The sequence below is a fragment of the Polaribacter gochangensis genome (genome assembly GCF_046224025.1).
Classification (GTDB): Bacteria; Bacteroidota; Bacteroidia; order Flavobacteriales; family Flavobacteriaceae; genus Polaribacter; species Polaribacter gochangensis.
This window is the reverse complement of record NZ_JBJXRF010000005.1, coordinates 32,969-46,252: the sequence shown is the minus strand read 5'-3', so window position 1 is coordinate 46,252 and position 13,284 is coordinate 32,969. Positions and strand designations below refer to the sequence as shown.

At 30.0% G+C, this 13,284-nt stretch carries 9 protein-coding genes; 1 reads left to right on the top strand and 8 read right to left on the bottom strand.

Going from position 1 to position 13,284, the window contains the following annotated elements; translation table 11 throughout:
* The first annotated feature begins 84 nt into the window (after positions 1-84).
* Positions 85-822 (top strand): tyrosine-protein phosphatase, encoded by a 738-nt coding sequence (locus ACEWL1_RS11245; RefSeq protein ID WP_409233398.1) that lies wholly within the window; start codon positions 85-87, stop codon positions 820-822.
* A gap of 34 nt (positions 823-856) precedes the next feature.
* On the opposite strand, the gene ACEWL1_RS11240 is transcribed toward ACEWL1_RS11245, so the two are convergent.
* From ACEWL1_RS11240 to ACEWL1_RS11205, 8 genes are all read right to left on the bottom strand, one after another.
* A complete protein-coding gene (locus ACEWL1_RS11240; protein WP_409233397.1) occupies positions 857-3,244 on the bottom strand; it encodes a GumC family protein in 2,388 nt (795 codons plus the stop codon).
* 3 nt (positions 3,245-3,247) lie between these two features.
* Positions 3,248-4,015: a polysaccharide biosynthesis/export family protein gene (locus tag ACEWL1_RS11235; RefSeq protein ID WP_409233396.1), complete on the bottom strand. Its 768-nt coding sequence runs from the start codon at positions 4,013-4,015 to the stop codon at positions 3,248-3,250.
* 39 nt (positions 4,016-4,054) lie between these two features.
* Entirely contained in the window at positions 4,055-5,956 is a 1,902-nt protein-coding gene (locus ACEWL1_RS11230; RefSeq protein ID WP_409233395.1) for a polysaccharide biosynthesis protein, read from the bottom strand.
* Between the two features lie 345 nt (positions 5,957-6,301).
* Positions 6,302-7,423 (bottom strand): DegT/DnrJ/EryC1/StrS family aminotransferase, encoded by a 1,122-nt coding sequence (locus tag ACEWL1_RS11225; RefSeq protein ID WP_409233394.1) that lies wholly within the window; start codon positions 7,421-7,423, stop codon positions 6,302-6,304.
* A 13-nt stretch (positions 7,424-7,436) separates the two neighbouring features.
* Positions 7,437-8,393 carry an MraY family glycosyltransferase gene (locus ACEWL1_RS11220; protein ID WP_409233393.1) on the bottom strand — a complete coding sequence of 319 codons (957 nt, stop codon included), beginning with the start codon at positions 8,391-8,393 and terminating at the stop codon, positions 7,437-7,439.
* A 5-nt stretch (positions 8,394-8,398) separates the two neighbouring features.
* Positions 8,399-9,592 (bottom strand): glycosyltransferase family 4 protein, encoded by a 1,194-nt coding sequence (locus ACEWL1_RS11215; RefSeq protein WP_409233392.1) that lies wholly within the window; start codon positions 9,590-9,592, stop codon positions 8,399-8,401.
* Complete coding sequence (locus ACEWL1_RS11210; protein ID WP_409233391.1) at positions 9,592-11,169, bottom strand: heparinase II/III domain-containing protein; 1,578 nt, start codon at positions 11,167-11,169, stop codon at positions 9,592-9,594. Before ACEWL1_RS11210 ends, ACEWL1_RS11215 begins: the two co-directional genes overlap by 1 nt.
* Positions 11,151-13,271, bottom strand: a complete 2,121-nt coding sequence (locus ACEWL1_RS11205; protein ID WP_409233390.1) for a bi-domain-containing oxidoreductase — start codon at positions 13,269-13,271, stop codon at positions 11,151-11,153. Before ACEWL1_RS11205 ends, ACEWL1_RS11210 begins: the two co-directional genes overlap by 19 nt.
* Positions 13,272-13,284: the final 13 nt, after the last annotated feature.

Here is a 13,284-nt window from a genome sequence, read left to right as displayed (position 1 = left end):
ATTTAGAAACCTCAAGATTTATTAACTCAATGATCTATTTTTTGTTGCTTTAAAATCGTAAATTTGCAGTAAATACATATTTAAATGTTGTTTTTAAAAAAGAAAAAAATCCCTTTAACAGAATTGTTTCCAGATGGTTTCGTTGACATTCATTCTCATTTATTACCAGGGATTGACGATGGAGCAAAAAGTTTAGAGAACTCTATAGAATTGATAAAAAAAATGAGTTCTTACGGAATTAAAAACTTTATTACAACTCCGCATGTTTTGGGTGAAGTGTACCCAAATAGCAGTGCTACTATCAAAGAAAAACTTATTGAAGTACAGAATGAATTAGAACGTCAAAATATATCTGATGTTAGCATTTCTGCAGCTGCAGAATACATGATGGATGAACAATTCTCTATGCGTTTAGAAAAGAATGACATCCTAACTTTAAAAGACAATTATATTTTGGTAGAAATGTCATTTTTTAATGCCCCTTTTAATTTGTACGAGATTATTTTTGAGATTCAACTAAAAGGTTACAAACCAGTACTAGCGCACCCTGAACGTTATAATTTTTACCACAATGATTTCCAAAATTACTATAAATTAAAAAAAGCAGGCTGTTTATTTCAATTAAACTTATTATCACTAACTCCACAATATGGAGAAAATGTCCAAAAAATTAGCACTAAGCTTATTCAAGAAGGTCTTTATGACTTTGTTGGCACTGATACACATCACTCAAAACATCTTCAACTGCTGCAAGAGATTGGGAAGAAAAAAATAAAAAAATCTATTTTTCAGCTATTAGAAAATAATAGAAAATTCAAATAAAAAAAGCAACTTAAAAGTTGCTTTTTTTTCTAAACTATGATTTGTTAAATAGTTTCTTATACCATGGTTTTTCATCTATCACATAGCCATAACCATATCCTCCATATCCATATCCATAACTTCTTTTAGGGTCTGTATCGTTTAAAATCATTGCCATGTTTGGTAATCTTTTTTCTTTATATAGAGTTTGCGGAACTGATAACAAACGCTTGTCCAAATAATTAGCCCTTGCAACATACATAAACATATCTGCATATTTTGCAATTAATAAAGTATCTGTAACTAAATTTACAGGTGCAGTATCAACAATTACATAATCGTAATCTTCCTTTACAATAGTAAATAAATTTTCAACCCTTCTAGTCATTAATAACTCTGCTGGGTTTGGAGGGACTACTCCTGAAGATATAATATCTAAGTTTTTTATTTCATTAATATTAAACTTCAAGTCTTCTAATAATAATTCATCATCAGTAATATAATTAGTCACGCCTTTTCTATCAGGTAAACCTAGATATTCGGTAACCTTTGGTGCTCTTAAATCCATACCTAACAATAATACTTTTTTCCCAGAAAGTGCCAAGGATGCAGCAATATTAATAGAAATAAAAGACTTCCCTTCACCACTTGTTGTTGAAGTTACAAAAATAGTGTTTGATGTGTTTTTACTATTCGCAAGCATAAAATCTAAATTGGTTCTAATCAACCTAAATGCCTCAGCTGTACTCGACCGAGCATCATCACCTCCAATGACTACCTTTTCTTTTACATCAGACTTTGGAATATCACCTAAGAATGGTACAGAAACAACTTCTTCTAAATCTTTTTTATTATGAATCTTTGTGTCAAATAAATTTATAATATATATAAAAACAAAAGGAATTAAACCTCCTAATAATAATGCCGCTAAATAAATAATATTTTTCTTTGGAGAAACTGGAATAGTACTTCCATATGCTTTGTCTATTATTTTAGCATTTGCAACAGTTACTGCTAAAGAAATATCTGTCTCTTCCTTTTTCTTTAACAAATAAGAATACAATCCAGAAATAATTTCTTGTTCTAAACGGATATCTTGTAATTCTAGTTCTTGTATTGGAACTCCAGAAATTTTAGATTTAATTTTAGCGTTTTCTTTTTCTAATTGATTTAATTTTAGTTGAATTCCTTTTTCAGAATTTTGCAAACTTTTATTTAAACTAGATTTTAAACCATCTATCTGTTCTGATAAATTAATAACGATCGCATTAATTTTGGTTGCTCCTGTTCTTAATGCTCTTTTTTTCTCAAGAATTAACCCATTGTATTCAGAAATAAGTTTTGCTATTGCTTGATCTTCTGGGACTAAACTAGCAGGCAATATTTCATCTTCTCTTCCTTCTTGATTTTTTAACTCATTTCTTAAAGATTGAATTAACGATAATTTAATTTTTGACTCAATAATTTGTTTGTTATTTTCAGATAGTGTTAACAAAATTAATTCTGATTCAGCTTTTATGTCTGTTAATTTATTATCTACTTTAAAGTTTTTTAAGTTATTATTAATGTTTTTTAAATTTTCACCTATTGCATCTAACCTATCATCAATAAAGTTCTTAGTTTTTTCGGAAACTTGGTTTTTATCTGCAACAGCATCTTCATTATATAAAAGAATTAATGTATCTAAAAAATCTTCTGCTTTGTTTTTAACGGCATCATTCAACGTTAAATTAATTACACTTGAATTCTTATTAACAGGAGAAATGTTTAACCCTTTTTGATAGGAATCTATCAAACCATTTAAAGGTTTAATAGCTATTTTAATTTCTGAATTTATAAAATTGTCTTGTAATTTAGAATTACTTATAACTCTAAAGATAAATTTATTATTTTGGATGACCTCATTAAACAAGTTAGTACTTATTTCTTCACCTTCTTTAGAAATTAATTTAAACTCAGTATTCGAAATTGGTAAAACTCTTATAATTGTATCCAATTCATAGAATATCGAATCTTTTTTAACAACATCTATTAAAATGGGTGACTTTTTATCGTACAATTCTGATTCTTTAACTCTTCCCTTTGAAAAATAAGAAACCGTATAGTTTAATTTTTTAATAACATCTCCAATGATTTTTCTAGATTTGATGATTTCTATTTCATTATCTATATTATTTGTAGAACCTCCTAAAATACCTAGATCTTCAAAAGCTTTCATTTCTGCAGAAATTCCGCCTTTCTGATTTTCTTTAATTAAAATTACAGCTTTTGCGCTAAATTGTGGGGTTGTATATCTTAAATACAAAAAAGCCAAAGTGAGAGACAAGATTCCTCCTAAAAGAAACCATTTCCAATATATTATATACTTTTCAATTTCTGCTCTAATATTTAAAGTGTCATCACTTTCTATATTCTGAGAATTATATTCTTTGTGTTTTTGCATTGTTTATCTTGTTAAAATAGAAATTAATGAAATCAAAACTGATGCAAGAGAGATGTATAAACCTGTATTTTGATTATAAGATGCTGATTGAACTTTTGACTTATTTGGTTCTACATATACAACATCATTCTGTTGTAAATAAAAATAAGGTGAAGCATAAATATCGTTAGACTTTAAATCAAGGTTTTTTGTAAGTATTCCTTCATTTGTTTCTCTAATCACTTTAAAAACTCTCTCACCTGTAATGTTTAAATCTCCAGCAAGAGCTAATGCGTCTAAAACAGTAACTCGCTCATTTGCTATCTGAAAAGTACCCGGTGTTTTAACATCACCTAGTACATTAATTTTAAAATTTAAAATTTGAATGTTTATTTGAACATCCTCTGTATATGGTTTTATTTTTTCTTTTAATAAGTTAATGGTTTCAACCCTTGTTAAACCAGCTACCTTAATTTTACCTAAAACAGGAAAGTCAATTTCTCCATTTACATCTACTAAATAACTTTGTTGCTTTGGAATTCCATTTACCGTGTTTGTAACCGCATTGTATGCAACTGTTGGTAAATTAAATTGTTTTACAATTTCTAAATTCTCAGCAGAAATATTAATGGTTAATAAGTCGTCTTTTTTAAATTTTAATGCAAAGTTTTTCACATTTTCATGTATTGCTTCTGAATCTCCTTGAAAATAAACAACATTCTTCTTTGAAACACAGGAAGTCAAAGTAAATATAAAGATTAGAATTAGAACTCTAAGGTAAGTCTTTGTCATATTAACGTGATTTTTTTTGCGAAAATACCATAAACAATGTTAATTAGCAATAGTAATATCTAGTTTTTCATATATCGAATTATTAGAAATATATTCTGGAACTAATTCTTTAATAATGCGAACTGTTTTTTGATTTTCAGTTTTTTTATTTTCTACACACAATTTCTCAATGAGCTGAATTGTATTTTCAACATCTAATTCCTGAGTTTTTGCTATCATTATTTTTTCATGATAGGTAGAGATTGTGTTTTCTCCTGTTGCTAATAATTCTTCATACAACTTTTCTCCAGGGCGTAAACCTGTAATCTTAATATCAATATCTTCTGGATATTTTAAACCTGATAAAAAAATCATCTTTTTAGCTACGTCAAATATTTTAACCGACTTTCCCATATCAAATATATATATTTCTCCTCCAACTCCCATTGTTCCTGCCTCTAACACCAATTTACATGCTTCTGGGATCGTCATAAAATAACGGGTAATATCTTTATGTGTAACTGTCAATGGACCACCATTTTCTATCTGTTTCTTAAATAACGGAATCACAGATCCGTTAGAACCTAATACATTTCCAAAACGCGTAATTGTAAATTTAGTAGCGTTACTTTTTTTACTCAAACAACTGATATACATTTCAGCTGCTCTTTTAGTCGCCCCCATTACGTTTGTTGGATTTACGGCTTTATCTGTTGAAACCATCACAAATCGCTCAACATTATATTTAAGTGATAAGTCTGCAATTGTTTTTGTTCCAATAACATTCACTTTCACAGCCTCGCAAGGACTCTCTTCCATTAGTGGTACGTGCTTATATGCTGCTGCATGAAATACTTTTTGAGGGGAAAGTTCTTGAAATAACAACTCCATTCTTTTGTCATCTCTAACATCAGCAACAATAACTTTAAAGTTTTGAATTCCGTTTTGTATTAGCTCTTGCTGCAACTCATACAAATCAGATTCTGCTTGATCTACTAAAACAAGGAGTTTGTGCTTGTATTGACATAATTGCCTTGATATTTCACTTCCAATTGATCCCGCAGCACCAGTAACCAAAATAATTTTATCGTTTAAATCTCTTTGTAAAATTGGATTATCAATAAGAATAGGTGCCCTATCCAATAAATCTTCAATCTTTACATCTCTAATTTGATTTGCATGCAAATTCCCATCAATCCAAGTAGATAATGGAGGAACAATTTTAACTTCAACGTCAAAAGGAATAAAGTAATCCGTGATTTCAAGTAATCGATCTGGTTTTACATTCTGGATTGAAATAATTATTTCATCTATATTGTTTTTATCTATAAAATCAGATGTAATCTTATTTAAACTAAAAATTTTAATCCGGTCAATTTTTTTATTGATTTTACGGATGTCGTCATCAATAAATCCTACTACTTCATAATTATTCTTTGTATCTCTATTTAAAGCACCATAAGTAATAATCCCTGAATCTCCAGCCCCATAAATTAACGCATGCTTTACATCCCCTAATTCTGTGGTCAAAACCTCAAAAAATGCTTTAAAAATAAATCGACTTAGCGTTAAAATAAATATGTTTACTAAATAATGAATTATGATAATTGATATGGGTATCGTAAAGTTTGGAAAAAAACCAAACATTCCGTTAATCATTACTGCAAAAAAAGTAAGAGTCGTTAATAGGGTAGCTGCTAAAAAGACATTAAACACATCACGAGTCCCTGTGTGTCTAATAATTCCTTTATAAGAACCTACTAGTAAAAAACTTATCAAGGATATGATAGCAATTACTGGTGCTTGTAAAAAAAGATTTTCTGTTTCAAAATCAAAGCTGGCATTAAATCGGACAAAGTAGGCAAAAACAAAAGAGATGCTAACAGAAAATATGTCTATGATTAAAACCACCCACCTAGAAGCATATCTATTTATTTTTTTTAAAAAAAAACGTTTAAACATTCTTTATTTTTTTACGGCTAATTTACGATAAATTATGATTTATTATTGTTTTAATTTTCATAAAAAATACACAACGAAAAGGGAACTAAAGCAACATTAAAAACTTTAACTTTTTATAGCCATCCGTTTTTACTTTTTATAAAATTCTATCGGTACTGTAATTTTATATAGAACTAGAAATCTCTTTGTTTTTTCTACTATTTCAACGTTTTACACATAATAAGTTAAATCTATGTTTCAACTATGTCTATAAATGAAAACTACTACTATGAGCTTATACCTAATATTAAATATTGATATTTAATCCTGAATGACAAATCTATTGATGGTAATTGTTTAGCACCACTAAATACTACTAACCAAACAACTTCTAATAGAATTTTCGATTCGATCACGATCCGCATCTGTTAAATTAGACCCTGAAGGCAAGCACAAACCTTTCTCAAAAAGGGTTTCTGCAACTTGAGTCCCAAAATACAAACAATCTTTAAAAACGGGTTGCAAGTGCATTGGTTTCCATAATGGTCTCGATTCAATATTATCTTTTTCTAAATGCAAACGCAAGTCTTCGTTGGTAAATCTTGTGACTGAAGCATCAATAATCACACAGCTTAACCAATGATTAGAAAAGTAATCTTGGGATGGTTCTTTAAAAACAGTAATCCCTTTTACACCTTTAAAAAGCTTTTGATAAAATTCATTGTTTTTTCTTCTTAACGCTACATTTTTATCGAGAACTTCCATTTGACCTCTACCAATCCCCGCTAAAACATTACTCATTCTGTAATTGTAACCAATTTGTGAATGTTGATAATGTTGCGCAACATCGCGAGCTTGTGTTGCTAAAAAAACAGCTTTTTGTTTGTCTTTTTCGGTTGCGCAGACCAAAGCACCTCCACCTGAAGTGGTAATAATTTTATTACCATTTAAGGATAAAATACCAAAATCTCCGAAGGTGCCACATTTTTGATTTTTATAACTAGACCCCAAAGCTTCTGCAGCATCTTCTATTAATGAAATATTATATTTTTTTGCAATGGAAGTAATTGCTTCCATATTTGCAGGAATTCCGTATAGATGCACCACAATAATGGCCTTTGGTTTTTTCCCAAATTCCTTTCTGTTTTTTATAGCTTTTTCTAGTGCAATCGGACACATATTCCATGTTTCTTTTTCACTATCTATAAAAACAGGTTGGGCACCCTGATACACAATAGGGTTTGCTGATGCCGAAAAAGTAAAACTTTGGCAGATTACCTCATCGTTTTTTGTAACACCTGCTAAAATTAAGGCTAAATGTATTGCTGCTGTTCCAGATGATAAGCAGGCAATAGCTTTATCTTGTTTTATGTAGTTCTGCAAGTCTTGTTCAAAACCAAAAAGATGGTTCTTTTTAAAAAAAGAGCTCTCTTGTAAAAAAAAATTATTTTTTATTTCTGTGCCCGACAAAACAATTTTACCTAACATTTTTAATTCACTTTTAAACTGTAATTCTTTTTAAGTAGTTAAACAAGAATACATACATCCCAATAAAAATAAGTATTAAAATAAACAATATAAGCAATTGTATTGAAAAATCAATTGAATAGGTATAATAAACTAATACATTAATTAACGTTTGTAATAAAGCATATCCAATGGCTACTTTTATATGTGGTACTTTCTTTATATCAACGAGTTTTTGGTATAGATGATGCCTATGTGGCTCAAAGACGATTTCTTTTGTAAATAGCTTTCTATAAAGTAAGGTAAGTATTGCATCACCGCCGTAAAAAAATATCAACAACAAAATTACGGGTGACTTTAAACTAATAATAAAATATACCCCTAAAAACACCACCAACATTCCTAATGTAATGCTACCTATATCACCTGCAAAAAACAATGCTTTTTTTCGAAAGTTATAAAAGCCAAAAATAAGTAGTGAAATGAAAGTATAAATTAGTAAGTCTGAATTAACAACCTCTTCTTGTAAGTTTATAAAATAGAACCCTAGAATGGTTGCTAACCCGTACATTCCTGTTAATCCATTAATCCCATCCATAAAATTAAAAAAATTAACCACTGCTATACAAACAACAAGAACTATAATGAATATGTAAATCGGCTGAAAGGGTAGACCTACTTCAAGTAAGGTTAAAAAAACTGAAAAAATTTGAAAAGGAAATCTTATTTTGGCACTCAATGTATATATATCGTCTAAAAAACTAACGATAGAAATAAGCAAAACACCAATGCAAAAATAGGGGTATTCAAAATCATTTACAATAAAAAAAAGAAGAATGGATAGCGTAAATATAATTCCTCCACCTCTTATAGTTGGTTTTGTATGAGATGATCTATAATTTGGTTTATCAATAATATTATGTCTAAATGCAATAAGTTTATATAGAAAAGCTGAAAAAAATAAAAAAATTATACTTAAAATATAAACCATACCTCTTAGTTTTTATAAACTTCCTCAATTGCTTCAATCATTCTTGTCGCTAGAACATCTTTGTCAAAATTGTGCCTAGCGAATTCAAATCCTCTTTTCCCAATTTCCTGACTCTCCGTTTCATTGTCGGCTAGAAAAATCAATTTTTCTACCAACTCATCTTCATTAGTTGGACTTACAGTAAATCCAGACTGACTTTCTTCTAACATTTCACTTATCCAACCATTGGTGGTTTGGATAACAGGGACTGCCGCTGCCATACTTTCAAATAATTTGTTTGGAGAAGATGTAGAAAGCATTGGTGTATCATTTAGAGGAATCAAAGAAACTAATGCATTTTTTACATAGTTTACCAATTCAACTTTCGGCATCAATCCTAAGAAAAGAATTGTATCTAACCCTTCAGATTTCTTCATAATCTCGGCTTTCTGCTGTCCATCTCCAATCAAAACAATAACAACATCTTCTCTCCCAAGTTTTTTTAATCTTTTTGCTGCTCTATAAAGTAATTCAGAATTGTTAACCAATCCTATATTCCCAGTATATACAGCAAACTTTTTCTTAACAAGTTGCGAGTGAGTAATTGGTTCTTTAGGTGATGAAAATAATTTAATATTAGCTGAATTGGTTACAGAAATGGAATTCGTCATTGGAAATCTATTCGTAATATTTGACTTCATTCCGGGTGAAAGAGCTACTACTAAACTAGAATTTTTATAACATTTCTTTTCAAAAGCATATGATGCTTTTTGAATGAACCTGTTATTTAAAACCCCTAATTCTATCGGTCCTTCTGGCCAAAGATCTCGTACTTCAAAAACAAACTTCTTTCTTCTAAATATTTTTGCCATCAATCCTGGAATTCCTGCTGTTATTGGTCCGGAACTTGAAATTACCAAATCACACTTTAATGTTAAAGCATAAAAGATTGAGAAAAAACTGTAGACTAAAAAAGTATAGATTCTTTTTAAAAAAGATTGTTTATTATCTATATTTACATTGATAATTTTCAATGTAATCCCATCAATTACTTGTGTTTCTAAAAACTTTGTAGCCCTAATATCTGATTTCGCATAAACACTGGTAACAACAATTACTTTATGCCCTCTTTCAACCCATTTTTTTGTAAACTCATAAACACGTGTTCCGTAGGAACCTTTTGGTGTAGTAAAATATTGATAAAAATATACAATGGTCATTAATCTTCTATTTTAATTTTAGTCTCTAACGAGTTTCTAAATGTAACTATAATTTTATCTGCTTCAAGTCTTTTGTTAAATCCTTGAGCATATTTATATATATTATGTTTTAACTTGACTGGGCTGTCAAAAGTAATTGTAATATTATCAACTTTCACTTCATTTTTTAATGAATTTACTTTCAATTGACTATCTGGATGAAAATGGAAATGAGCTTGAACTTCAATGTCTTTATTTATGGAATCTTTAATAAGAATTTCTGACATTTCTACCTTAAATCTTCTAGTATGTTTAATTCCTTTACTTTTATAACCATTATGTGATGCAATTAATTCATTTTTCTTATCTTTTTCGATAGTAACATTTGCTCTATCAGCAACTCTAAACCCTTTCCAAACTTTTGAAGAATTTTCATCATTAATGGTTACTGTATTATGGTATAATGTAGACCTTTCTTTTTCTCTTACATCTCCCATGTTATATGTGGAAAGTCCAGGGTCAACAATTAGTGGCTTACTTGTATACAATTCAAAACTAAAGGTATCAGCGTGTGCATGACCAGGTTGATATGTTGGTCCAACCTCACCAACATCTATAAATAGTTCATACGAATCACTTTTAAATTTACGATATCCCGATTCAGAAAGCGCAACTTCATGAGGGAAAATTCCTAAATCTTTACCATATGATATTAAAGATGATGTATTTGGAGCAATTCCAAATGCACTATCGTTCACCATTGGAATCCCACCTTGTTTAAAAGTAACTTCCCTTAACCAACTCATCATTTCGGTTGCTTTCAACTTCATTAAAGAGAGTAGTTCCAAATTCTCTTTCCATGGATTCTCTTTTACTAAAAAAATACAATCTAAAAGTCGATCGAGTAGAATTTGATGATACATTGGAGAGAGTTCAAAATGAGCTCCGTCAGATAAAATTTGTTCCAAAAGTTCTTCTTCAATAATTTTTCTTGCTTTTATGTACAATAATTCGTCTTCAAAATAATATGCTCCAAATAATAATGAAAACCCATTTTCTAATAAATGATTCCCTAAAAGATGATATTCTATATTATCCTGCAGTCGCTTATATTGATTATACAATGATTTATCAATAACCTCATCTTTAATACTTTCTTTAGACAAGTACTTGATCCAGTTAATACAACGAAGCGAAATCGGGTATGGTTCTAATCCATCTTTTAACTCATCTATTCTTTCCACATAATCTTTCATCAGCATTATTGCTTCAGATTGTTTAATGGATAATTGATTTAAAAAGTCGAAATAATTTAGATTATATGTCCATAACTTTCCGTAGACATTATGGTTCCAATCAACTTTATCTTGAAACTTATGTGTAATATTTAGAAAACAAAACTCATTTTCTCCAAGGTGACTTGTATATTTTTCAATTCTATTAGACCATTTTAAAGGCCTAACTGTTCTTTTTACTTCAAACAAATACTGTTTGCTTACAAACCTTTTTCTTAAAGCATATAAAACCCTATAAGTGATTTGTTTAAACTTGAGGTACTTTACCGTATTTACTAAAAGTTTTATTCTATTGAAATCCATTTCCCTTCTTTCAATGAGGTTATTGCTGCAAATGAAGCTTTGGTTGTGTTGACAATAGAATCGAATGGAATGATCGGTTCCCCTCCCTTTTTATGCTGATCTATCAATTTTTGGAATTGATTAAAATGCCCTTTATCTTGTTTTCCAGAAAAATTCCTCGCTCCTTTAAATCCGTAGAACTTTACTTTTCTCCAATTGTCCATCACCATAGTTCTTTCTTGAGAATAGACCTCTAATCTTTCTTTGGAATAGGATTTGCTTCCATTTGCAAAATAATTGATTACTGCAGTTGAACCGTTTTCATATTTCAATAAAATACTTGCGTTATCTGTGTCTTCTGCAGGATTTTTACCCATTGCATTCATACATACTGAAACTACTTTAGCCCCTGCTAAATAGGAACACAAATCGATATAATGACAAGCTTCTCCAATAATTCTTCCTCCACCTACTTTCATGTCATGTACCCAAGTATTTTTAGGAATAAAACCTGCATTCATAGTTGCAATAATATTTATAGGTGTATTATCATTTCCTAATGCTTTATTCATTTTAATAGCAAGAGGTGCAAATCTTCTATTGAAACCAACAGAAATATTTACATTATTTTTCTCATAACTTTCTATGACTTCAGACAATTCTTTTTCTGAAATGGCTAGTGGTTTTTCAACAAAAACACTTTTTCCTGCATTTGCTGCTTCTATAACCATTCTTGCATGTGAATTGTGTTGAGTTGTGATCAAAACTAAATCTACATTCTCATCTTCTAACATTTCTTGATAGTTTGTCGTCGATCTAGCAATTCCATATTTTTTTGCCATTATTGTTGATGACAAACCTCCTGAACTAGCAATATATTTTACATCTGCGCTAACTTTCTTAAGGTTTGGCATCATCGTAGAACTAGTAAAATTACCAGCACCGATAATTCCAATAACACCTTTTTTCCCTTCAAATGATTTTTGACTGATTACAATAGAGGAAACTATTTTCGATTCTAAAGGATATTCTAAAATAGCAGCGATTGATTTAGAATTCCCCATATTACCATAAATCTTTTGGTAATCTAATAAAGAAACCCTGTCTGTAATTAGAGACTGAACATTTAAAGCTCCTTTTGAAAGTGCATTTAAAACAGCTTCAAAATTTCTTTTTTCTGTCCAACGTACAAACCCAATTGGGTAGTCTTGACCTTTTTGCTCGTAATTTTCGTCATATCTACCTGGGCCATATGAGCACGAAACTTGAAAGGTAATTTCTTTTTCGAAGAAATCAGCTCGACTAATATCTAATCCAATTACACCTACCAATACAACACGTCCTCTTTTACGACACATTCTTGCTGATTGAGAAATGATTTCATTACTTTTATTAGATGCTGTGATTATAACTCCATCAGCTCCAACTCCATCAGTAATAGACTCTACAAATTTTACTTGATCTGTTCCTTCTGAAGGATTGATTGCTGTAATTCCTTTTTCTTTAGCAATTCTAATTTTCTCATTATCAAAATCAAAGCCAATTACATTGCATCCGTTAGAAACTAATAATTCAGCTGTTACCAATCCAATTAAGCCTAACCCTACAACAACGATTGTCTCTCCAAAAGTTGGATTAAGTAAACGAATTCCCTGCAAACCAATCGATCCAATAACTGTAAACGTTGCTTCCTCATCAGATACATTATCAGGAATCTTTGCTACTAAATTCTTTGGTACAGAAACAAACTCAGCGTGATTTCCATTAGAAGCTACTCTATCTCCCACAGAAAAACCCTGTACGCCTTTTCCAATAGCGATAACTTCACCTACATTACAATACCCTAAAGGTAATGGTTGCCCTAACTTGTTAAAAACAGCATCTAAAGTAGGCCGAAGACCATCCGTCTTTACTTTGTCTAAAACCATCTTTACTTTGTCTGGCTGTTGTTTTGCTTTTTGAAGAAAATTAGCTTTTCCAAAATCTACTAACATTCTTTCGGTTCCTAAAGAAACTAAGCTTCTGGTTGTTCTAATCAAAAGAGCTCCTGCTTTTACTTTTGGTACTGGAACGTCTTCTAATATAGTATCTCCTTTTTTTAAGTCTTGTATAATTTGTTTCATTATTTAAATTTTC

Bases quoted from the DNA above. Each gene is read 5' to 3' on its own strand.
- ACEWL1_RS11245 (WP_409233398.1), top strand. From the start codon at position 85: ATGTTGTTTTTAAAAAAGAAAAAAATCCCTTTAACAGAATTGTTTCCA.
- ACEWL1_RS11240 (WP_409233397.1), bottom strand. From the start codon at position 3,244: ATGCAAAAACACAAAGAATATAATTCTCAGAATATAGAAAGTGATGAC.
- ACEWL1_RS11235 (WP_409233396.1), bottom strand. From the start codon at position 4,015: ATGACAAAGACTTACCTTAGAGTTCTAATTCTAATCTTTATATTTACT.
- ACEWL1_RS11230 (WP_409233395.1), bottom strand. From the start codon at position 5,956: ATGTTTAAACGTTTTTTTTTAAAAAAAATAAATAGATATGCTTCTAGG.
- ACEWL1_RS11225 (WP_409233394.1), bottom strand. From the start codon at position 7,423: ATGTTAGGTAAAATTGTTTTGTCGGGCACAGAAATAAAAAATAATTTT.
- ACEWL1_RS11220 (WP_409233393.1), bottom strand. From the start codon at position 8,393: ATGGTTTATATTTTAAGTATAATTTTTTTATTTTTTTCAGCTTTTCTA.
- ACEWL1_RS11215 (WP_409233392.1), bottom strand. From the start codon at position 9,592: ATGACCATTGTATATTTTTATCAATATTTTACTACACCAAAAGGTTCC.
- ACEWL1_RS11210 (WP_409233391.1), bottom strand. From the start codon at position 11,169: ATGGATTTCAATAGAATAAAACTTTTAGTAAATACGGTAAAGTACCTC.
- ACEWL1_RS11205 (WP_409233390.1), bottom strand. From the start codon at position 13,271: ATGAAACAAATTATACAAGACTTAAAAAAAGGAGATACTATATTAGAA.